General features: G+C 71.2%; 22 protein-coding genes. 7 read left to right on the top strand and 15 right to left on the bottom strand.

Annotated features, from left to right (window positions below):
- Positions 1 to 66 precede the first annotated feature (66 nt).
- From RM779_RS23885 to RM779_RS23870, 4 genes are all read left to right on the top strand, one after another.
- Complete coding sequence (locus tag RM779_RS23885; protein WP_311619792.1) at positions 67 to 3141, top strand: lantibiotic dehydratase; 3075 nt, start codon at positions 67 to 69, stop codon at positions 3139 to 3141.
- The gene (locus RM779_RS23880) at positions 3138 to 4412 is read left to right on the top strand and encodes a lanthionine synthetase C family protein (RefSeq protein WP_311619791.1); all 1275 of its coding nucleotides are present in this window, start codon (positions 3138 to 3140) and stop codon (positions 4410 to 4412) included. The genes RM779_RS23885 and RM779_RS23880 overlap by 4 nt, the downstream gene beginning before the upstream one ends.
- A 25-nt stretch (positions 4413 to 4437) precedes the next feature.
- On the top strand, positions 4438 to 6522 hold the full coding sequence (gene fxlM / locus RM779_RS23875; RefSeq protein ID WP_311619790.1) for a methyltransferase, FxLD system: 2085 nt from the start codon (positions 4438 to 4440) through the stop codon (positions 6520 to 6522).
- 97 nt (positions 6523 to 6619) lie between these two features.
- A complete protein-coding gene (locus RM779_RS23870; RefSeq protein ID WP_311619789.1) occupies positions 6620 to 7819 on the top strand; it encodes a hypothetical protein in 1200 nt (399 codons plus the stop codon).
- Between the two features lie 151 nt (positions 7820 to 7970).
- Here the strand turns inward: RM779_RS23870 and RM779_RS23865 are convergent, their stop codons facing one another.
- From RM779_RS23865 to RM779_RS23815, 11 genes are all read right to left on the bottom strand, one after another.
- The gene (locus tag RM779_RS23865; RefSeq protein WP_311619788.1) at positions 7971 to 9053 is read right to left on the bottom strand and encodes an ABC transporter ATP-binding protein; all 1083 of its coding nucleotides are present in this window, start codon (positions 9051 to 9053) and stop codon (positions 7971 to 7973) included.
- Positions 9053 to 9874, bottom strand: a complete 822-nt coding sequence (locus RM779_RS23860; RefSeq protein ID WP_311619787.1) for a carbohydrate ABC transporter permease — start codon at positions 9872 to 9874, stop codon at positions 9053 to 9055. Before RM779_RS23860 ends, RM779_RS23865 begins: the two co-directional genes overlap by 1 nt.
- Positions 9871 to 10791 carry a carbohydrate ABC transporter permease gene (locus RM779_RS23855; RefSeq protein WP_311619786.1) on the bottom strand — a complete coding sequence of 307 codons (921 nt, stop codon included), beginning with the start codon at positions 10789 to 10791 and terminating at the stop codon, positions 9871 to 9873. The genes RM779_RS23860 and RM779_RS23855 overlap by 4 nt, the downstream gene beginning before the upstream one ends.
- Positions 10781 to 12142: an extracellular solute-binding protein gene (locus RM779_RS23850; RefSeq protein ID WP_311619785.1), complete on the bottom strand. Its 1362-nt coding sequence runs from the start codon at positions 12140 to 12142 to the stop codon at positions 10781 to 10783. Before RM779_RS23850 ends, RM779_RS23855 begins: the two co-directional genes overlap by 11 nt.
- Before the next feature lie 245 nt (positions 12143 to 12387).
- Positions 12388 to 12828 (bottom strand): VOC family protein, encoded by a 441-nt coding sequence (locus tag RM779_RS23845; RefSeq protein ID WP_311619784.1) that lies wholly within the window; start codon positions 12826 to 12828, stop codon positions 12388 to 12390.
- Positions 12829 to 12851: 23 nt separating this feature from the next.
- Positions 12852 to 13070: a PIN domain-containing protein gene (locus tag RM779_RS23840; protein WP_311619783.1), complete on the bottom strand. Its 219-nt coding sequence runs from the start codon at positions 13068 to 13070 to the stop codon at positions 12852 to 12854.
- A gap of 127 nt (positions 13071 to 13197) precedes the next feature.
- Positions 13198 to 13908 (bottom strand): hypothetical protein, encoded by a 711-nt coding sequence (locus RM779_RS23835; protein ID WP_311619782.1) that lies wholly within the window; start codon positions 13906 to 13908, stop codon positions 13198 to 13200.
- Positions 13905 to 14480 carry a SigE family RNA polymerase sigma factor gene (locus tag RM779_RS23830; RefSeq protein ID WP_311619781.1) on the bottom strand — a complete coding sequence of 192 codons (576 nt, stop codon included), beginning with the start codon at positions 14478 to 14480 and terminating at the stop codon, positions 13905 to 13907. Before RM779_RS23830 ends, RM779_RS23835 begins: the two co-directional genes overlap by 4 nt.
- A complete protein-coding gene (locus RM779_RS23825) occupies positions 14471 to 15034 on the bottom strand; it encodes a hypothetical protein (RefSeq protein WP_311619780.1) in 564 nt (187 codons plus the stop codon). Before RM779_RS23825 ends, RM779_RS23830 begins: the two co-directional genes overlap by 10 nt.
- 55 nt (positions 15035 to 15089) lie before the next feature.
- Complete coding sequence (locus RM779_RS23820; RefSeq protein WP_311619779.1) at positions 15090 to 15662, bottom strand: GNAT family N-acetyltransferase; 573 nt, start codon at positions 15660 to 15662, stop codon at positions 15090 to 15092.
- Positions 15640 to 16230 carry a helix-turn-helix domain-containing protein gene (locus RM779_RS23815; protein WP_311619778.1) on the bottom strand — a complete coding sequence of 197 codons (591 nt, stop codon included), beginning with the start codon at positions 16228 to 16230 and terminating at the stop codon, positions 15640 to 15642. The genes RM779_RS23820 and RM779_RS23815 overlap by 23 nt, the downstream gene beginning before the upstream one ends.
- 162 nt (positions 16231 to 16392) lie before the next feature.
- Here RM779_RS23815 and RM779_RS23810 point away from each other — a divergent pair, with 162 nt between their 5' ends.
- Positions 16393 to 17553, top strand: a complete 1161-nt coding sequence (locus RM779_RS23810) for a pyridoxal phosphate-dependent aminotransferase (RefSeq protein ID WP_311619777.1) — start codon at positions 16393 to 16395, stop codon at positions 17551 to 17553.
- A 56-nt stretch (positions 17554 to 17609) separates the two neighbouring features.
- Here RM779_RS23810 and RM779_RS23805 read toward each other — a convergent pair whose 3' ends face one another.
- The 3 genes from RM779_RS23805 to RM779_RS23795 form a co-directional block, all read right to left on the bottom strand.
- A complete protein-coding gene (locus RM779_RS23805; RefSeq protein WP_311619776.1) occupies positions 17610 to 18119 on the bottom strand; it encodes a hypothetical protein in 510 nt (169 codons plus the stop codon).
- Between the two features lie 78 nt (positions 18120 to 18197).
- Positions 18198 to 18761: a DUF397 domain-containing protein gene (locus RM779_RS23800; protein ID WP_311619775.1), complete on the bottom strand. Its 564-nt coding sequence runs from the start codon at positions 18759 to 18761 to the stop codon at positions 18198 to 18200.
- Complete coding sequence (locus RM779_RS23795; protein ID WP_311619774.1) at positions 18758 to 19585, bottom strand: helix-turn-helix domain-containing protein; 828 nt, start codon at positions 19583 to 19585, stop codon at positions 18758 to 18760. Before RM779_RS23795 ends, RM779_RS23800 begins: the two co-directional genes overlap by 4 nt.
- Positions 19586 to 19742: 157 nt before the next feature.
- On the opposite strand from RM779_RS23795, the gene RM779_RS23790 reads away from it, so the two are divergent.
- Positions 19743 to 19922: a hypothetical protein gene (locus RM779_RS23790; RefSeq protein ID WP_311619773.1), complete on the top strand. Its 180-nt coding sequence runs from the start codon at positions 19743 to 19745 to the stop codon at positions 19920 to 19922.
- Positions 19919 to 20152, top strand: coding sequence for a hypothetical protein (locus RM779_RS23785; protein ID WP_311619772.1), 234 nt, complete (start codon positions 19919 to 19921; stop codon positions 20150 to 20152). Before RM779_RS23790 ends, RM779_RS23785 begins: the two co-directional genes overlap by 4 nt.
- Positions 20153 to 20155: 3 nt before the next feature.
- On the opposite strand, the gene RM779_RS23780 is transcribed toward RM779_RS23785, so the two are convergent.
- Entirely contained in the window at positions 20156 to 21565 is a 1410-nt protein-coding gene (locus RM779_RS23780; protein ID WP_311619771.1) for a hypothetical protein, read from the bottom strand.
- Between the last annotated feature and the right edge of the window lie 157 nt (positions 21566 to 21722).

Below are 21722 nucleotides of genomic sequence, written 5' to 3'. Positions count from 1 at the left end.
CCGGGCCGGTGTCCTCGTGCCCTGGCGCGAGGACACCGGCTGCCCGCCTGGACCACGGAGGTCGTGATGGCTTCGAGCACCACATTCCGTGCTGGTGAGACCGCTCTCGTCCGAGCCGTCGCCCGGCCGGCGCTTCCCATTCCTCTCTGCCCGGACCTCGATGACCCCTCGCCCCGCGGCGCCGCCTCCCGGCTCGCGTGGTTGCGGGAAGTGTGGGGGGAGGAGGACATCGCCGAGGCGCTGAGGCACGCCAGCCCTGTCCTCGCATCCCAGGTGCATGCCCTGTGTGCCTCCGACGCCCCGTCCGCGCGTGATGTGCGCCGCTCGGTCGTCTCTGTGGTTCGCTACGCGTTGCGCGCCGAGCACCGGGCGACTCCATTCGGACTCTTCGCCGGCGTAACCTCGGCTTCCTTCGGAGCGCGAGCGCACACGGCATGGGGCTCGCGTCATACAGTCGTTGGCCGGGCAAGTGCCGAGTGGCTGACGATCGTGGTCGAAGGGCTGGAGTCGTGTCCCGAACTCCTGAAGCGCCTCCTTGTGACCCTCAACAACACCGTCGTCAGCCGTGGTGGCCGCCTCGTCGTGCCGTACCAGTCCGACGGGAACGGCAGCACGCGCGCAGTAGAGGTGTCTATTGGCCTGACCGCTCCGGTACAGGCGGTCCTGGACGCAACCCAAGCGCCGATTCGCGTCAGCGCTCTCGCGGACAAGATCGCGGCGGAGTTCCCCGCGGCAAGGCCGGAGAAGGTGCACTGGCTCGTGCAGGAGCTGATCAGGCACCAGGTGCTCATTACCAACCTGCACGCACCGAGCACCGAGACCGACGCCTTGGCATACCTGCTGTGCCAGCTCGACGCCGCGGACGCCGATGCTCTGGACCCGATCGCCGACACGGTCCAAGAACTACGCGCGGTACAAGCGGACTTGCGTACCTGCTGCTGCGACACCCGTAACGGACGGGATGGTGTCACGGCACGGATGCGGGCGCAGACCCCTGGTCTCCGGCACCACCCCCTTGCCCTTGACCTCCGTCTGGACGCCGATGTCGAACTGCCCGAAGCGGTCGCCCAAGAGATCGAGCGCGCCGCCCAGGCTCTGACCCGGGTCAGCGTCCTGCCGTATGGGACCTCGGCCTGGAAGGCGTACCAGCGGCAGTTCTACGAGAAGTACGGCATCGGCACGATGGTGCCCCTGAAGGATGTCATCGCAGACAGCGGGACCGGATTCCCCGACGGCTACCCCGGTGCCCCGTCGGACGCGCGCCGCCGTCGTCTCTCTGGGCGGGATGACATGTTGGTGCGCCTCGCGCAGGCCGCCGTGCTCGACGGCCGCGACGAAGTGGTCCTCACCGACGAGCTGATCGACGAACTGGATATCGGGCCCGAGCAGCCCAGGGTCCCGCCGCACCTGGAGATCGGTGTCCGAGTGCACGCGGCCAGCGCCGAGGACCTGCACGGCGGGCGGTTCCGGCTGGAGGTCGTGAGTGTGTCCCGCGGTGTCGGAGTCACCATGGGCCGGTTTCTGCCCGTGCTGTCTCCCGGGGATCGCGAGGCCCTGGCAGCGGAGATGACGGACCTGCCGACCGCGGATGCCGGCACTGTCCCCGCACAGCTCTCGTTTCCGCCGTTGCTGTCCTCAAGCGCCCATGTCACTCGCGCTCCGCAGGTTTTGCCGACCGTGATCAGCGTGCAGGAGCACCGCGACCGAGGCGGTGACGTGCTCGCCCCCGAGGATCTGGCGGTGGCCTGCGATGGCCGCCGCATGTACCTGGCCGTTCCCGATCGCGGGCACCGCGTCGAGGCCGTGGGGATGCATGCGCTGAACCTCAAGGAACACACTCCGCCGCTGGTGCGGTTCCTCACCGAGTTGGCGCGCGCCCAGTGCGCGCAGGTCACCACCTTCGACTGGGGTGCCGCAACCGCCATGCCGTTCCTCCCGCGGCTGCGCTACGGGCGCACGGTGCTCGCCTCCGCTCGGTGGCGGATGGAGGCGTCCGAGATGCCGGGCCGCCACCGATCGCGCTCCGAGTGGGACGCCGCCGTCTACGCCTGGCGTGCTCGGCGGCGGCTGCCGCAGCGGGTCTTTCTGGTCGAGGACGACCGTCGCCTGCTCCTCGATCTCGACCAAGCCGGACACCGGGTGCTGCTGCGTCAGCGCCTCAATCGCGCCCAACGCGCCGTCCTCGTAGAGGCTCCGCCGGACGAGGCGTACGGATGGTGCGGTGGTCGCGCGCATGAGGTGGTCGTGCCGCTCAAAGCGACTCGGGCACCTGCGTGGCCGACCCTTCCCACGCCTACCGCGGCGCGCGCATTCTCCCCGGAGCAGATTCAGCCCCCTGGCGCTTCGCCCTTGCTGCTGGCCACCCTGTATGGCGACGTGCGTCGCCAGGACACCTTGCTCACCCAGTACCTCCCGGGCCTTCTGAGGCGACTCGGCAATCCGCCGTGGTGGTTCATTCGCTTCCGTGACCCACTTCAGCACCTTCGGCTACGCATCGCCCTGCCCGAGGTCGGCGCCTTCGGCGAGGCTGCGGGCACCGTGAGTGTCTGGGCCAACGAACTGCGTAGCGCAGGTCTGCTGTCGGATCTTCGGTTCCCCACCTCGTACCGCGAGATGGGCCGTTGGGGCTCCGGTGCCGCCTGGGACGCTGCTGAGCAGGTATTCCGCGCGGATTCGCACGCCGTCATCCGCCAGCTCTCCCAGCCGCAGCGCCCGCACCAGCGTGCGCTGGTGGTCGCGCATACCGTGTCCATCGCCACGGCGTTCCTCGGCAGCACCGAGGCCGGGACGCGCTGGCTGATCGACCACATTCCGGCCACCGCGCCCGCGCCGGTTCCGCGCCCGCAGTTCACCGAGACCGTACGTCTCACGAACCCCGCTGGCGACTGGACGATACTCCGCAGCGTGCCCGGGGGTCAGGCCATCGTTCAGGCGTGGGCTGACCGGGACACAGCACTCTCCGCCTACCGGTCTCACCTCCCCGGCCCGGACACCCAGGGCATCGACCTGGACGACGTGCTCTCCTCGCTGCTGCACGTCCACTTCGTACGGCACGTCGGGGTCGACTTCTCCGAGGAGGCCATCTGCCTCTACCTCGTACGTGCCACCGCTCTGGCCTGGATGGCTCGGAGGGAACGATGAAATACGACCTCGCGCTCACCGTGTCGGACGCCGTCGCCAGCCTCCTGGCCGATCCCGGCACCGTTTCCGTGAGCCCGCACGCGACCACCACGGATCGACAACAACTCGCCTACGGGGCGCTGGGGATCACGCTTCTGCACATCGAGCGGGCCGCATCCGGCCTCGGGCCGTGGCAACGCGTCCACGACTGGCTCGCAGCTGCTTCCCGGCAGCCGTTCACCAGCGGAGCAGACAGCCACCCCTTCTATGGGGCGCCCGCTCTCGCACACACTGTGGCCTGTGCCGCCGAGTACCTTCCCGGCCCCTACCAGCGCGCCCTGGACACCCTGGACGTGCAGATCGCCACCGACGTGCGCCGTCGCGTAGGCGCTGCGCACCGCCGCATGGATGCCGAACTCTTACCGTCTCTCGCAGAGTTCGACGTGATCCGCGGTCTGTCCGGCTACGGCCGCTACCTGATGAGCCGCAACCCTGGCAGCGTCATCGTACGGACCGTCCTCGACTACTGCGTACGTCTCACCGAGCCGATCACCGACGATGACCACGTGCTGCCGGGCTGGTGGACGTTGAGCGGCCCCTCGGGACGGCCGGACGGCAGATTCCCCGGTGGGCACGCCAACACCGGTCTCGCCCACGGCATCGCCGGCGTACTCGCGTTGCTGGCTCTGGGCGCCCGCCATGAAACCGTCGTTGACGGCCATCACGACGCTATGCGCACCATCCTGGCGTGGATGGACCGCTGGCAGGAGCAGGGCAGCAGCGCTCCCGCGTGGCCATACTGGGTCACCCGCACTGAGCTGTGCGACGGGCATCTTGCCCCGTCCGTACCGCGACGGCCGTCATGGTGCTACGGCACTGCCGGAACTGCCCGTGCCCGACAGTTCGCCGCCGGCGCACTGGGTGACGACGTCCGCCAAATCGAGGCGGAGAACGCGCTCATCGCTGCACTCACCGACCCGGCGCAGCTCAAGGCCACTACGGACAACGGCCTGTGCCACGGCTTCGCCGGACTCGCCCACATCGCCGCCCGAATGGTCACCGACGCCCACCCCTCAACTGCCGAACGGCTCCGCGACACGATCCCGGAACTCCTGGCCGCGGTGTGCCCACCAGACACCGACCCCGCGAGCACTGCCTTGGCGATGGTCCGGGACAGGGAGGCCAGTCCTGGATTCCTCAACGGTGCCGCCGGTATCGCCTTGGCACTCCTGGCCTCCGCTACCGACACGCCACCCCGTTCCTCTTGGGATGCCTGCTTACTGATCGCCTGATCGTCGCCAACCGAAGGACCTGTCAATGCCCCCGGACTGCTGGTATCAGCACAACATCACCTTCGCCGACCGCAAGACCGGCAGACGCGCCATCGTCGAACGACTCGGCCCCGCCGTTCTTGCGGCCGAGGACGCCGGGCAGGTCATCGGCTGGTGGTTCATGAACAAACAGCCTTGGCCGCTGCGCTACCGCACCGCCGAACCATCTCCGCTGGTGGAATCACTGCTCGGTGACCTCGTCGGCGAGGGAGCCGTCCTCTCGTGGCTGCCCGGCATTTACGAACCCGAGACGGCCGTGTTCGGCGGCGCGCAGGCCATGGACGCCGCTCACGATCTGTTCCATGAGGACAGCCGTCACCTGCTCACGTACCAGCTGGCACCAGGACGGCTGGGGCGCCGGGAGACCGCCGTCCTTTTGATCAGCGCGATGATGCGCGCCGCGGGCCTGGACTGGTTCGAGCAGGGCGACGTCTGGGCCAAAGTTGCCGACCTCCGATGGGCCGCGAGCGAACCGCTGGCCTCTGAGAAGTCCGCCGCTCAGGCACCGGCCATGCGCACGTTGATGACCACAGACGCCCACAGCCTGTGCCGCCAGGACGGCCCGCTCGACGGGCACGTCGACTGGGTGGCCGCTTTTGAACGGGCCGGAACAACACTCGCCTACCTTGCCGCCAGCGGTGGCCTGACCCGCGGTCTGCGAGCCGTCATCGCTCACCACGTGATCTTTCACGCCAACCGTGCAGGTCTCCACCGAGACGACCAGCACGCCATCTCCCGCATCGCACGAGAGGTAGTCATGGGATCGAGTGACGACACCGCGTCGCCAGCCAAGGCCGCAACCGCGACCGATAGCGTCAGCGCGGTGAACACCGACACAATCGCCCACGCCGGGGCCGACGCCGAACGTCTCCGCAACGTTCTGGTCGACAAGATCCGCGAATCCGGGTACGCCCGCACGCCCGCTGTCGAGACCGCGCTGCGTACCGTGCCCCGTCATCTCTTCGTGCCCGACGTGCCCCTTGAGAAGGCGTATGTCAACGCGCCGGTCGACATCAAGTACGACACCGACGGCACGTCGATCTCCTGCGCCTCCCAGCCCGGCGTCGTCGCCCTCATGCTGGATCAACTGGAGGCCCAGCCCGGTGAGCGCATCCTCGAACTCGGCGCTGGCACTGGCTACAACGCCGCTCTGCTCGCCCACCTGGTCGGCGAGACCGGTCACGTCACCACCATCGACGTCGATGAGGACCTCGTGGAAGGAGCACGCGCGCACCTCACCAGCGCCGGGTTCTCCAATGTCGAGGCCCTGACGCGAGACGGTGCCCTCGGCCACTCCGAGGGCGCCCCGTACGACCGGATCATCGCCACCGTCGGCGCACATGGCGTTCCGCACGCCTGGACGCAGCAACTCGCCCCCGGCGGGCGCCTGCTGGTTCCTCAGCGTCTCAAGGGCACCGTTGCTCGCTCCGTCGCATACGAGCAGCGCGATGGCCGCTGGACGAGCGTCAGCAGCAGGATGAACACCTTCATGCCGCTCAGGCGGGGTATCGCCGACGACGCCCGGCGCATCATCCCGCTCAGCAAGAACAGCACCGTGCGGCTCCAGGCCCCCGCCGGACAGCACATCGACGCCGACGCCCTGGCCGACGTCCTCGACCAGCCACGCACCGAGGAATGGACCGGCATGATGGTCCGCGCCATGGAATCCCCGGAATGGATGGAACTGTTCCTCTCCTGCTCCCTGCCCAGCGGCCTGATCCGCATGCTGTTCCCGAAGGAAGCCAAGGGAACCGTCCTTACCGATGACCCCTACCCCTCGTCCACCGCGGCCGTCGACAAGGGCGCCCTCACCTATCTCGCCCGACGCCTGTCGGAGAAGACCACGCCTGAGGGCGGCAAGCTCTGGGAGTTCGGCGTCATCGGCCACGGGCCCGGCAGCGATGAACTGGCCGCGGGAGTCGCCAACTTGATCCGCAACTGGGACCGCGACTTCCGCAGGCGTGAAGCCTCTTTCGAGATCCAGCCTCTCGACGCTCCTGCCATCGAGCAGCGGCCCGGCCACTTCGCCATCGACACCGCGCTGAACCGCATCGTCGTCGACTGGCCGTGACCCCCGTCCCCAACACGTAGGCGCGCGGTGCCCGTCGGAGGACGCACGATGGGCACCGCCGCCATCGCTTCTCTCGTCTCCTACCGCCGGGGGATCAATGGACCCGCACGGCCCCATAGCCCAGCGCTTCCCGCTCGTTGCACGCTTCCGCCCCGCCTGCCTGCCACTGACTGAGCGCGTGCACGCGCTCGTCGATCTGGCTGACACCGCAGCGCGCAAGGCCGATCAGGGGCGCGCTTCGGCCGTCTACAACCAGTCGGCTCTCCTCGCGTCCGACCTCAACCTTCCCGAACTCGCGCGGGAGCTGTGCCATCAGCACGCCGCGGCCTACCTCCGCTCCTGCCCGCTGCCCGCCATGAGCGCGATCCGTGGACTGGAACCCGTGGTCAACCTCGCTCGCATTCAGATCCGCGCCGGCCGCACCGACGATGGCCGACAGCGCCTTCTCAGCCTGCACCAAGCCGTCAGCACGGGAACGGCCGCCCAGTTCGATGACGTCGTTGTGCCAGCAGACCTCACCGCGACATCGGGAGATCGACACGAGGTCCGCTCCTGGCTATGGCGGGTACTCCTCGCCGATGGCACGCGCACTCTCACCACCCAGGGGCGCTGGACCGAAGCCCTTGCCCACATCGAGGAGCACCGCGGCGTGGGCACACGGATGCTCGACGGCCGGCAAGTCTCCGTCCTCGCAGCCCTCGCCACGAGCGACGTGGACCGAGCCAGGACTCTCATTGAGGACACCGCACCCGGCGAACCGTGGGAGCAGGCCGTCACGGCATGCCTCGCCGCACTGTGCTGCCGTGTCGCCGGACAACCCGTCGACCGTCATCACGTGGACCGCTTGGTGAGCACCTACGCTGAGCTGAAGCCCGAACGGGGCATGACGGTCTTCGGTACCCGGCTCGGTCTGGCGATCTTGGATGTCATCGGCACCGCCGAAGAGGGCGCCGCACACCGCGTCGTCAACGAACTGCACCATCGGACGGCAAAGCTCGGCGACGGATACGCCGCTCGCGAGAACCTGGCGCATCCCCTGTTCACAGCTCTCGCCACCGACCGGCAACAGCAGGACTGCCGAGACCTCGTGTACGCGTGCGGACTCGGATCTGGCAAGCTCCCCGACGAGCTGCATGACCAACTCACTGTGGCGTTGCGGATCAGTGACCACACGATTCGCGACAGCGTTGCATGCCCAGAGGGCGACCGCGACCCGGGAGAGGTCATGTCCAGGGCCTTGGTGGGGACCGGCAAGGAAGACGATGCGTCGGGCGACGGTCCAGCGGCCGACGGGTAAGGCAAGAGCAAAGGCCACTAGAAACCGCCGCGGAGGCACGGGCCTTGACGTCGTACGCAGCGTGCAAACGCAACCTCGACACGGCCTTCTCCCCCACTCGCTTCGCGCCCGAGGACCGCCGGATCTTCGACAACGGAGTCACGGTGACCACCTACCGCTCCACGCCATGAGGCGCGGCCAGTTCGCCGTCCCCGCGGTACAGCAGCACCCGTTCGGGCCGCGGGGCCGCGTAGCCCGTGGTCCCGAGGGGGACCGGGACGTCCTCGTCCACGACGACCTGCACGGAGCCCGCGTCCCCGTCGAGCGTGACCAGCTGGGCGCTGCCCAGGTTCTCCACGACGGTGACGCGGCCCGGCAGGGCCCCGGCCACCGGCTCGGTGCCGTACCCCAGGTACTCGGGCCGCACGGCGAACGTGACCCGTTCCCCGTCCGGCAGCCCGTGCTCCCCCGCCGGCAGCGGCACCCCGCCGACGCCGATGCGGCCGTCGCCGGTGACGACGCCGTCCAGCAGGTTCATGGGCGTGGAGCCGATGAACGAGGCGACGAACGTGTTGGCCGGCCGCCGGAACACCTCGGCCGGGGTGCCGATCTGCCGCACCCGCCCGTCGTCCAGCACCGCGATCCGGTCGGCGAGCGCCAGCGCCTCCGCCTGGTCATGCGTCACGAACACGCAGGTCACGCGCAGCTCGCGCTGGAGCCGCTTGAGGAACGTGCGCGCCTCAAGACGCATCCGCGCGTCCAGGTTGGACAGCGGCTCGTCCAGCAGGAACGCCCGCGGCCGGTACGCCATCGCGCGGGCCAGCGCGACGCGCTGCTGCTGGCCGCCGGACAGCTGCCCCGGGCGGCGCTCGAGCAGCCCGCCGAGGCCCAGCGCCTCCGCGGTCTCGGCCGCTTTCGCGCGCCGTTCGGCTCCCGCGACCTTCTTGATGCGCAGCGGGTAGGCGATGTTGTCGGAGACGGACATGTGCGGGAAAAGGGCGTAGTCCTGGAAGACCATGGCGACGTCCCGCCGCCCCGGCGGCAGCGCCGTGACGTCGTCGCCCCCGATGCGCACCGCGCCGCCGGTGGCCTCCTCAAGACCTGCGATGGTGCGCAGCAGGGTCGTCTTACCGCAGCCGGAGGGGCCGAGCAGGGCGAAGAACTCCCCGTCGGCGATGGTCAGATCCACGGCGTCCAGCGCGGTGACCCCGCCGGGGTAGACCTTGGAGAGCGCGGCCAGTTCGATCGCAGCCATCAGTGCTTGATCCCTCCGTGGAACCGGAATCCGTACCGGGACGAGACGAAGAGGAACATCACGACGACCGGCAGCGAGTAGAGCAGGGAGAAGGTGGAGATCAGCGCCAGGTCCGGCTGCCCGCCCTCGGTGTAGAACGTGTACATCACCACCGCCGCCGGGGACTTCTCCGGCGAGCGCAGCAGCAGGAACGGGATCAGGAAGTTGCCCCACACCTGGGCGACGGACCACACCGCGATGGTGGCCAGGCCGGGCCGGATCAGCGGGACGACGATGTGGGCGACGATCTGGAACGGCGAGGCGCCGAAGACCCGCGCGGACTCCTCGTAGGAGCGGGGCGTGGTGTCCGCGAAGTCCTTGAGGATGAAGATGGCGCTGGGCAGCAGCCCACCGGACAGCACGAGGATGACGCCGAGCTGCGAGTCGATGAGGTCGAGTTCGTAGGCCAGGTTGAACAGCGGCACCATGGCCGCCGTGCCGGTGACGATCGAGGACAGCAGCAGCAGCGCGTACAGCAGCCCGTCGCGGCCCGGCAGCCGCACGCGGCTGAGCGCGTAGGCCGCGGCGGCGGCCAGCGTCACGACGATGCCGCCGGTGCCCGCGGCCAGGACCAGCGAGTTGCGCAGCGAGCGCAGCGCCTGCTCGTTGTCCAGGAGTTCACGGAAGTTGTCGAGCGTGAACTGAGGCAGCGAGGCGGAGATGGACGGGTCGCGGTCGAAGGGCGCGAACGCCAGCCACAGCAGCGGCAGGGTGAAGAAGCCGAGGACGGCGCACACGAACGTGTAGCGGACGACGACCCGGACGGCGCGGGCGGGTGTCACCGTTCGGCCCCCCGTTCCGCCGCGTCCGATGGCCGGGCCGGCCGCCGGGCGCGCTGCCGCAGCAGCCGCACGTAGACCAGCGCGATCACGAGGTTGACCAGCAGCATCAGCACCGACAGGGCCGCGCCGTAGCCGAGTTCGCCGTTGAACAGCGCCGTCTTGTAGATGAACACGGGCATGATCTCGGTCTCGTCCGACGGCCCGCCGCCGGTCAGGAGGAACGGGGTGAAGTCGTTGAACGTCCACAGGCTGATCAGCAGCAGGTTGGTCAGCACGTGCCCGCGGATCGCGGGGAACACCACGTCCCGCAGCTGCTGCCACCCCGAGGCCCCGGCCAGCCGCGCCGTCTCCAGCTGGGTCGGCGAGACGGTGCCGAGCGCGGCGGCGTACAGCATCATCGAGAACGCCGTGCCGCGCCAGATGTTGAAGACGATGATCGAGGCCATGGGGTGCTCGACCAGCCAGGCGGTGCCGGGCGTGCCGAGCAGCCCGTTGAGCGTGCCGTCGTTCCGGTCGAGCAGCGCGATCCACAGGAACGCGACGACCGAGCCGGGCAGAATCCACGCCAGCAGCACCAGCGCCTCGACCAGCCGCCGCAGCACGCCGCGCCGCCCGCGCAGCAGCCAGGCGATGGCGAAGCCGAGCACGGCCTGGCCGAGCACGGCGGAGCCGATGACGAACTGGAGCGTGAGGCCGAGCGAGTGGGTGAAGCTTTCCTCGTCCAGGGCGCGCCGCACGTTGTCGAGGCCGGTGAACTCCGGCTCGGCGGCGGCGAGTCCGGTCAGCCGGTAGTCGGTCGCGCCGAGGTAGACCGTCCACAGGGCGGGGAGGACGAGGAACCCGGCGATGAGCAGCAGCGCCGGGGCGACGAACGCCGCCGCCCGGCGCCGCCCGAGCCCGGCGGCGTCAGTCGGCACCGCCGGCAACCTCTCCGAGGCCCTCCTCGTAGTCCCGTGCGGCGTCCTCCGGGCTGCTGTCGCCCGCGGCGACCGCGCCCGCCGCCTCCTGGAGCAGCACCGACACCTGCGGGTACTCGGCGAGCGGCGGCCGGTAGGTGGTGAGCGGCAGCACCTCGTCGGCGACGAACGACAGCATCGGATCGTCCGCGAGCACCTGCTCGTTGACGTCGGTGCGGGCGGTGATCCGCGCGTCGCCCTCGACCGCCGCGGTGATGGCCTCCGCCGAGTTCATGAACGTCAGCAGCTCGTACGCCAGTTCGGCGTCCTCGCTCGCCGGGTTGACGGCCCGCACGCTGCCGCCCGACATGCTGACGAAGTCCTGCCCGCCGACGCCCGCGCCCGGCTCAGCGGCGGGGATCAGCGCCCAGCCGACGGCGTCGTCCCGGTTCTCCATCGGGGCGGTGCCGCCCTCCGGGTTGACGACGCTGCGCCAGAAGTAGTCGCCCTCGACGAGGATGCCGAGCTCGCCCGCGGCGAACTGCTCGAACGACCTGTCGCGCCCCTGCGCCTCCTGCTGGAGCACCGGGTCACCGAGCCCGCCGCCGTAGACGTCCTCGTACAGCTGAAGGGTGCGGGTGAGTCCCGGGCTCGCACCGGTCCAGTCCTGACCGTCGTGGATCTCCTCGCCGGTTCCGGCAAGCAGCGGCAGGACGCCCTGCATGGTGGTGGCCTCGCCCATCGCGGTGCCCGCGTTCAGCTGGAGGGGGGTGACGCCCTCAAGACCGGCCAGCGCCTCGGCCGCGTCCAGGATGTCCGCCCAGCTGCCGGGCTGCCACTCGGCGGGCAGCCCCGCCTCCGCGAACAACTCCTTGTTGTAGAACAGCACCCGCCCGTCGGTGCCCCACGGGATGCCGTACAGCTCACCGTCGTAGGCGGCGAGCCCGGCCACGGCCTCGGGTATGTGGTCCCAGCCCTCCCAGTCCAGGTCGGGCAGCGGCTCGACGTACCCGGCCTGGGCGAACTCGCCGACCCAGATGCCGTCCAGGGTGAGGATGTCCGGCCCGGAGCCGGCTTGGAGGTCGAGGGCGAGGCGCGTCTTGAACTGCTCGTCGTCCACGCCGCTCGGCTCGAAGGAGACGTCGACCTCGACCCCGGCCTCGGCCTGCGCGGCCTCGAACCGCGGGATGACCCACTCCTCGATCCACTCGGCCTCCTCGGTGTTCTTCCCCCCGGACACCGCGTTGGCGGAAATCGTCAACTCGGCCGCCCCGCCCGCCCCGTCGGAATCCGACCCGCCGCATGCCGCGAGCACGAGCCCCGTACCCGCCACCGCGGCCAGCGCGGTGGCCCGCCTGGTCAGCTTCTGCATCAGCCATCTCCTCGTTGAGACGATGCAGGAGAGTTACCCGAGGAGAGCCCCCTCGTAAAGCCCACGCGTCCCACCTACGGCCGGACGCGGCGTGCTCCGGTCGGCACCCCTCCCGGCGCCGACCGGGCAGGGTGGCCACCGGACGACGGCCTTGGCCGTGCCGGATCGTGTGCCGGATCGTGTCGTGTCGAGCCCTCACGACGCAGGAAACCCGCCCGGGGCCGGGGTTTCGACCGGGCGCGGCCTCATCTGCCTTGCGGGGTCGGCCGGTGGTGCACGTACTCGACGACCGTTCCGTCCGGGTGCCTGGCGTTGAACGCGGCGCCGGTGGGCACTTCCTGGAGCGGGAAGACGATCTCCGCGCCGGCCGCGACGAGCCGGTCGTAGTACGGCCGCACATCGTCGACGAGCAGCGTGCCGGTGGTGGAACGGAACGGTGCGAGGTCCTCGTCACCGCCCTCGATGAGGAGGAACCCGCCGACCGTCGCCAGCCGCAGCGCGCCGAAGTCGAAACGGCCGTCGGCCGCCACCCCTTGCAGCTTCTCGTAGAAGCCGACGCTCTCCTCCAGCGCCCCGGGGGCAAGGAAGACCCGGATCAGCACCCGCGGTTCGGCCAGGTCGGAGGTGTCGTTACGCAGCCGCCACATGGCGGGCTCGGACGATGCGGCAGCGTGGTGTTCCGTCATGCCCGCCAGCCTGCCACGCCGCCCTACGACGGCCCCCACACGGGCAGCCCGAAGTCCTCGGCCGCCCTGGTCAGCTCCTGGTCGTAGGTGATGAAGTGGGCCAGCTCCACGCGGAACGGGTCGGCGCTCGCCAGGTGAACGGCGTTGAGTGAGCCGAGCCTGCGTGTCCGGTATGCCATGGCGCGCGCCAACACCGTGCTGGACAGGTCGATGAGGTGCACCCCCCGCACCGCTTGTCCCACGTGGTAGGGCACCCGCTGCGGATCGACACCGGCGCGGTGCAGGGTCCGCGTGATCTCCAGCCGGGAGAGATCGCTGGTCAGCAGCTCGACCTCCCCCGGCAGCCCGGCGCGGCCGGGGCCCGGGGCCTCACGGCGCCGGGGGGTCGACCGGTTCCGCGGTGGCGAAGTCCGTCGAGTACAGCGGGGGGCCGTCCTGGGCCTTCAGGGTGGCGCCGCGGATGGGCTCCTCCTCGCCCGGCACCACGACGAACCAGGCGCCCCAGGTCGGCGAGCCGGGCAAGGTCACCAGGGTCGCCGCCAGTTCGCCCTGGTCCGTGCGGATGGTGAGCGCGGTGGGCGGCTCCTCCGCCCGCCAGGTGCCCGCGTGCACGGTCTCGCCCCCGGCGGTTTCGATCGCGGCGGGGAGGACGTAGGCGGCGAGACCGGCACGTTCCAGCTCGTGAGGCCCGGCGGACTCCATGGCCGCGTCGATCGTCCCGGCGGTGCCCACCGCCACCTCCCCAGGACCCAGCAGGGCCAGTTGGATACCGTGCCCGATCCCCAGCCGTTCCCCGGGCCGCACCGTCAGCGCGGGTCCTGCCGAGTCCGCGGCCGAGGGGGCGTCGACGGGCAGCAGGCCGAGGCCCGCCGCCCCCAGCGGCAGCACCAGCGCGGTGACGGCCGCCGCGCTGATCACGACGCGTCGACGGCGCCGTTCCCGCCGGCCCAGGCGCAGCACCGCCGCGACCGGGGGTTCGGCCGTCAACTCCAGTCGGCGGGCCCGCTCGTGCAGCCGTTCGCCGAGCCGCGCGGCGGTGTCCTGGTCGCGCGGGTCGTTCCGCTCCGTTGCCCCGGTCATCCGGTCCTCTCCTCCTCGCCGCCGCTCTCCCGCAGCGCGTCGTCGCCGCGGAGCCTGCGCAGCGCGCGGGCGTTGTGGGTGCGCACGGTGCCCACCCGTTTGCCGAGCAGCGCGGCCACCTCCGCCTCGCTGCGGTCCTCCAGATAACGCAGCACCACGACGGCCCGCTGGAGCGCGGACAGCCGGGCCAGCGCCGCCAGCAGGGCGTCGCGCACCCCGAGTTGGTCGCTCGCGTCGGGTGCGTGCCGCTCGGGGAACCGGTTGGTGAGCCACTCGGGTATCCGGAAGCGCCGCATCCGGTCCACGTTGGCGTTGATCAGCATGCGCCACACGTACGCGTCCGGATCGTCGGCCTGCCGTACCCGCTGCCACCTGGCGAACGCCTTCGCCAGGGCGGTCTGCACCAGGTCCTCGGCGTCGTGGTGGTTGCCGGTCAGGAAGTAGGCGGTACGCAGCAGTCGGGTCCAGCGGACCGTCATGAACGCCCGGAACTCCTCCTCGGCCGACCCCCGCACTTCCGCATCGGCAGCCGTCGCCGTCGGCGGCAGCGCCCGCGCTCCGGTCACTGCCATGTGTCCCGGTCGAAGACCCGCCCCTCGGCGTCGTACGCCGTGATGACCAGCCGGTCGTGCACGGTCACGCCGCCGTCGAAGTAGCACGCTCCCCAGCCGCGTTCACCGTCGAGCGTCAGCAGCTCGGCGTCGCGGACCTCGACACTCCGCCCGTCGCGCATCGTCTCGGCCGTGATCCGGGCCGGCCCGCAGTCGGTCCGCCACCGGCCGCCGTGCAGCGTGCTCACGCCGGTCTCCAGATCGAAGGAGAACGCGGCCGTGGTGTCGTCCGCGGCCAGGCCCGCGGGCGGAGTGCTCCGGTGGTGCGCCAGCACCTCCTCGAAGCTGGCGTCGGTGGTGACCATGACGTTCTGCTCGCCCTCGGGAAGCAGCGCCATCAGCCAGTACTCGGAGATCCGGACCGGCTGGTAGGGCTGAACGGCCACCGCCTCCGGCGCCGCCACGCACCGCTGCCCCGGCGCGGCGCCGAGCGCCGCGGCAGGAGCCGCCGTCCCGCCCGCCAGCATCAGCCCGCCAAGACCCGCCGCGGCGGCCCGCCGCCATACGCCTGTCATGTGCCCTCCTCAACTCGGCAGTCCTCTCCCTTGAAGACGGCCGGCGGGCGGAACGCTAGGACAGCGGGCGGGGGTTGATGTGCGCCGCGCGCCATTCGGGGGCGAGGACGGACCAGACCTCCATGTCGTGCCGCTTCCCGCGGTAGAGGAAGCTTTCCCGCAGCACGCCCTCCTTCGTCATACCGAGGCGGCGGGCCACGGCGATGCTGGGCCGGTTCGCCGAGGAGACGAGCCATTCCACGCGGTGGATGCCGCGTTCCTCGACGGCCCAGTCGATGATCACCCGCGCGGCCCGGGTCACCAGGCCGCGGCCCGCGGCGGACGGCTCCAGCCAGCAGCCCGCCTCGGCGGTGCCCTGGGCGACGTCCATCGTGCGGAAGAGCACCCCGCCGACGAGCTTGCCGTCCGCCCAGATGCCGTAGATGCGCCCGGCATCGGCGGCGGCCTTCTCCGCGTACCTCAGGAGGAAGGCACGGCTCGCCGCCAGGTCCTCGACGGCGTCCGCGAGACCGACGTAGGCGCCGATGAACTCCCGGCCCCGGTCGATGTGGGCCAGGAACTCCTCGGCCCGCCACGGCTCAAGCGGCCGCAGCTCGGCACCGTCGTCACCCAGGGATATCGCGTACATGGTCACTCTCCACGGTGGTGTTGGCCGCTCGTTCGGAAAGGAGCTTTTCATCACGCCGGGCGTGGCCGGGGTGGGGGTATCGGACGATCAGGAGGGCGTCGACGTCGCCGTCCGGGGCGCTGTAGAGGTGCGGAACGTCGCCGGCCCACTCCGCGTGCTCCCCCGGGCCGACGAAGGAGGGCGCGCCGACAGCACCGACGCGGGCGGTGCCGCCGAGGACGACAATGCGCTCGGTGGTGCCCGGCAGGTGCGCCGGCGACTCCTGGATCGCACCGGCGCGGATGCGTACCCGGAACGCTTCCGTGGTCGCGTCCTCGTCCTGGTACCGCTCCAGGAGCACCGCGTTCACCGCGCTGCCGGAGAACTCGGCGTGCTCGGTGGCGGGGGCGAGCACCGCGGTGAGGTGCGTACGCAGTGCGGTGGTGAGCGCGTAGAGGGTTTCCAGCGTGGGATTGCGCCGACCGCTCTCCAGCTCGGAGAGCGTGGCCTTGCCGAGACCGGAGCGCCGGGCCAGCTCGGAGAGGGAAAGCCCTCTTTCTGTGCGCAGTTCGCGGAGACGTCGGCCCACTTGGCCGGCCAGGTCCATAAGCTCCCCTCGGCTCGCGGTCGGTGCGGGACGCCTTGACTCTATGCGGCGCACTCTCTAGCGTTCCATATACAGAACGCTCTGTAAGTGGAACGCTCCGCGGAACGCCGAGGCCCCTGCCCGCACCGACCCCATGGAGGCCCCATGCCCGTCTCACGGCTCCAGCACATCCCCGGCATCGGGGTGGACGAGGCGGGTGACAGGGCGGACGCCGTCCGCGATCCGGACCTGCTGCGTCTGGAAAACCTGGACACCGATATCCGGCCGCCGCGTGTGGCGCTGGAGGTCACGCGCTCCGCGATCGACGACGACGCCGCCAACAGCTACCTGCCCTTCCGCGGGCGCCGTTCCCTGCGCGAGGCCGCCGCCCGGCACGTCGGCAGACTCGCCGACACGGCATACGACCCGGACACGGAGTGCGTGAGCGTTGCGGGCGGCCTCAACGGCGTGCTGAACGTCCTGCTCGCCGTCGTCGAGCCCGGCCGCGAAGTCGTGATCGCGGACCCGATCTACGCCGGGCTGATCAACCGCATCCGGCTCGCCGACGGCGTGCCCCGCCACGTGCCGTCGACATACACCGCGGCGGGCTGGGAGACCGACCCCGACGAGCTTGCCGCCGCCGTCGGCCCCGACACCGCCGCCGTGCTCGTGACGTCGCCCGCGATGCCGACGGGAGCGGTCCTCGGCCACCACCACTGGGAGGCACTGGCGGCGGCAGTGGCCGACCGCCCCTGCTGGGTGGTCCACGACGCCGCGATGGAGCGCATCCGGTTCGACGGGCGCGGCCCCGACCACCCCGCCGCGCACCCCGGTCTGGCAGAACGCACCATCACCGTGGGCTCCGCCAGCAAGGAACTGCGCATGATCGGCTGGCGGGTGGGCTGGGTCGTCGGCCCCGCGAGCATCATGGCCGACGTCAACCTGGTGGGGCTGACGAACGTCGTCTGCCAGGTCGGCATAGCCCAGGAGGCGGTCGCCGCCGCCCTGTCCGCCCCGGACGCGGACGCCGACGTCGCTTCCGCGACCCGCACGTGGCAGCAGCGCCGCGATCTCGTCCTTCGCCGGCTCGCCGACTACCCCTGCATCAGGCCCCACGGCGGCTGGTCCCTGCTCGTGGACACGAGCGCCATGGGGCTCACCCCGGAAGCCGCATCCGACCTGCTCTTCCGGCACGGCCGTGTCGCCGCGACGCCCATGACCGGCTGGGGTCCGAGCGGCGCCGGCTTTCTCCGCCTGGTGTTCGCGAACGAGCCCGTGGAGCGCCTCGGGGATCTGGGCGACCGCTTCCTGGCCGCGTTCGGCTGACACGGGCACCCGAACCGGGGCCGGCCCGAACTGCCTAGGCCCTGTCCTGACAGGACCTAGTCGATGCGGGCGCAGAGGTCGTCCGTGGCGCCGGTGGCCATGGTCACGGTGCGGTAGCCGTCGGCGGCGATGTCGAGGGTGTAGACGCCGTCGACGATGTAGAGGCCGCGGTCGAGGTTGCCCTCCTCGACGCCGACCAGTACCGGGCCGAGCACGGACCAGAACTGCGAGCCGTCGGTGCGGTAGTCGACGACGGCGGTGCCGCTCGCGTCGGCGTCGTGGGCGGCGCCGGTCTCGGTATTGGTGACGCGCACCACCAGGTCGCCGCGGTACACCACGCGCTTCGGCGTGCCGTCCGGGTGCGTGTCGAGGACGAGTTGGACCACCTCGTCGACGACGGGCTCGCCGTGGACGGGGAACGCGCAGCGTTCGCCCGCGGCGGTGTCCCAGGGGGCGGAGGGGGCGGGCTCCCAGCCCGCCCCCTCCGCCGTAGACGCACCTGCGGGCGCGGTGGCGCCCAGCAGGGCGGTGACGAGGGAAAGTCCGGTGACCAGGGTGCGGCGCATGGGGCGCTCCTCACGGTGGGGTGCTGCGGATCGTCCCCGCAGCGTCTCCCGCCGTCCTGACCACGGACTCACCACCGCTCAGGCGAGCGGCCCGCCCTCCTTGACGGCGTCGACGAACGACGACCAGCCACCGGCCGGGAAGACGACGACGCCCGCGGGAGACTTGGAATCACGCACCGGCACCACACCGGCCCCCGCGAACGAACGGGACACCTCCACGCACTGCCCGCCGTCGCCACCGCTGTAGGACGACTTGCCCCACTCCCCCTCCTTGACGGCATCGACGAACGACGACCAGCCGCCCGCCCGGAAGACGAGCACGCCCGCGGGGGACTTGGAATCACGCACCGGCACCACACCCGACCCGGCGAACGAACGGGACACCTCCACGCACTGCCCGCCGTCGCCGTCGCTGTAGGAGGACTTGACCCACTCCCCCTCCTTGACGGCGTCGACGAACGACGACCAGCCGCCGGGGCGGAACAGAAGTATGCCGACGGGGGACTTGGAGTCGCGCACCGGCACCGCACCGGAGCCCGCGAACGAAGGGGACACCTCGACGCACTCCCCGCCGTCGCCGTCGCTGTAGGACGACTTGACCCACTCGGCTGCGGAAAGACCGGGCACCTGATCAGCTTTCATGAGCGGTACTCCTTCAACAGGGACTTCACGAAGGCCGCCGAGTCGTCCGGGGACGACGCGTGCGCCCGCAGCCGATCATAGATTTCGGTCGCCGGACCCACCATGGCCGCCGCGTCGTAGACACGGCCGCCGCCGTGCGGCGCGTCCCGGAAGAGCAGCGTGGCGGCGTCCGGCATCCCCAGCAGGGTGAACGGCCGCAGCCGCCCGTCGGGCGCCCCGGAGGCGAAGCGCACGACCTGCAAGTCCACATGCGGCCGCTCCATGGCGCCCAGAAGCTGTTCGAGCTGGGCGGCCATGACGGCCGAACCGCCGACCGCGGTGCGCAGCGCGGCCTCGTGCAGGACGACCCACAGCGCGGGCGGGTCCTCCCGCTTGAAGATCTCCCGCCGCCGCAGCCGGGCCGCGACCTTGCCCTCGATGACGTCCTCCGCGGCACGCGGGTGGGCGGCGCGGAAGATGGCACGCGCGTAGTCCTCGGTCTGGAGCAGTCCCATGACGAGGCTCGGCGAGAAGTCCAGTATCCGCTCGGCCTTCTCCTCCAGCTGGACGTACGGCACGAACCACAGCGGGTGATCGCTCTCTTCGAGCCGCCGCCGCAGCCGCTCGAAGACCCCGTGGGTGCCGAAGACGACATCGCAGCCGCGCGCGAACCGTTCGCTCGGCACCAACTGCCCCTTCTCCACCCTGCTCACGTACGCCTCGGAGTAACCCGAGCCCTTCGCCAGATGCTTCTGAGTCAGCTTCCGCCCCAGACGCACCGCCCTGACCTCGAACCCGAAGCCGTGCAGCGGACTCAAGCTCCCCGAGGGGATGTCCTCCTCCACCCCGATGACCTCCCGATTCCCTCGCGCTCTGCGCCAACTCAGGGCGCAGCGCATTTACTTCGCGAGCTAAAGCACGGTTTCACCCTACATCCTGAGTGACCATCCAGTCACAGTGCGGGTACATCCCGAAAATACTTGCTGATCGGCAGGTGACCCCATGACCACACCAGAGCCGGACCCGACCGTTCCCGAGCCCACCGCGGACACGGACACGGATACGGACACGGACCCGACCGCGGCCCGCACGGCCGAACTCCTGCGGGAGGCCACGCAGCTCGCCGAGGCGGTCCGCGCCCACCTCACAGAGACGGCCGAGACGGAGAGGAGCCCCCGATGAGCCCGGCACCCGGCGTCCGCGTGGCCATAGAGGTCGACGCCGCCACGGTAAGGCGCGGCGACCAACTGATGATCGGCGGCCAGTCGTTCACGGTCCACGACCTCACCACCGTTCAACGCGGCGGCAAACGTCTGCACTTCGCCTCCGGCGAGACGTTCACGATGCAGCGCACCACCGTGCTGTGGGCCGCCCGCCTGGTCGACCCCCGCCTGCGCCGGGGCCGCCCGTGACCGTCAGGGCGGCCAGGGCTCGCGCCGGTGCGGGAAGTGCCGCCGCGCCGCCGCGTAGAGGCAGCAGGCCCCCACCAGGGCGGCGAGGAAGCGCGGGAACCCGGAGAGCACATCGGTGAACAGCAGCCCGCTGCACACCAGCACCACCGCGTAGCAGGCGAGCGCGCCGAACGACACGGTCAGCGGCCACAGCGTCCACGGCGCCCACGGCCGCACCCGCCGCGCCTCTTCGGGCCGCGCCCGCGCCTCCCCGGCCGGGACGCCCGCCGCGGCCGGGTCCTCGGCCGGGGCGAAGCGGACCTCGCCGTGCACCGCCCAGCCGTCGTCAAGGACCAGCACGGCAACCGCGTCCGCGCGCCGGGACTTGGGGTACTCCCGTGCCTTCGCCACGTCCCACAGCACCCAGGCCGCGCGGCCGTCGAGCGCCGGGGAGACGTTGCCGAGCGCCGGGCCGTGCGGGTGGAAGGCGATACTGCCGCCGTCCCCCGTGACCCGGCCCCGCGTGAACGTGCCGCGCAGCGCCCGGACGGTGTCCGAAGGCCCGGTCACCGGCCGGGAGTTGCCGAGCCCGAACCAACTCCCGGCCATGAGGGCGCAGAGAAGGGCCCACGGCACGGCCCAGATCAGCAGCTCGTAGCCGGAGAGCGTCCGGCCGTCGGCCAGCCGGGGCAGATCGGCCTGATAGCCCTCGAAGTTGACGTGGAAGCTCCGGGTGAAGACGCGCGAGTCGTCGCCGATGTAGGCGCCGAGCCCGGTGTCCGAGGGCGCGTAGACGACCTTGATGGTGTCGCCCGCCTGCCTGAGGTGGGAGCTGCGCGTCCTGATGTCCACGCGTTCGGCACGGCCCGCCTCGTCGGTCAGCTCGACCTCCAGCGTCTGGGTCCAGGAGTCCATCCACCGGCTGCGGTTCCCGCGGCCCTGCCCCTCGTTGAGGTCGGTGTCGGCGACGCCGGTGATCGGCACGTCGGCGACGACGCCGCCCGCCCGGTGGATCTCCGCGAGCTTCCCGGGCGGCACCGGATCACCCCAGGCGAGGAAGAAGAAGCCGAAGCCCCAGCCGGACAGGGCGAGCGTGGCCGCTCCCGTCCACAGCCGCAGGCGGCGGCCGGACGGCACCGCGGCGGGCAGCGCGCTCGACCGCGCGCCGCCGCCGGGACCGTCCAGCACGGCCCGCGCCGCATCGGCCGGGTCGACCCTGCCGACGGCCAGCCGGTGGCCGAGGAGCACGAGGAGAGCGGCGGCGGCCAGGCCGAGGCAGCCCGCCAGCAGCCGCAGCCGCTGCCCGGGGTCGCCCCAGACGGCCCACAGCAGCAGCCCCGCCACGGCCGCCACCGGACCGACGGCCGCGATCCGCAGCAGCACGGGTATGCGCCGCACGGCCCTGAGGACCGCGTGGTCACCGTCGTTCGTCAACGCGCCCTCCCTGCCGGAACACCACCGCCCGAAGGGTACGTGCCGGGCAAAACCGTCACCCGTTCGGCCCACCGGGTGCGGCTCTCCGGAACGGGCCAATGGCCCGCGGCGGCAAAGCGGGGGAAGCTGCTGTCAGGAGGAGCGCGGAACGTGCGGC

Origin of the sequence: Streptomyces johnsoniae (assembly GCF_031845565.1) — a bacterium.
Classification (GTDB): Bacteria; Actinomycetota; Actinomycetes; order Streptomycetales; family Streptomycetaceae; genus Streptomyces; species Streptomyces johnsoniae.
This window is presented reverse-complemented; position numbering and strand designations above follow the sequence as displayed.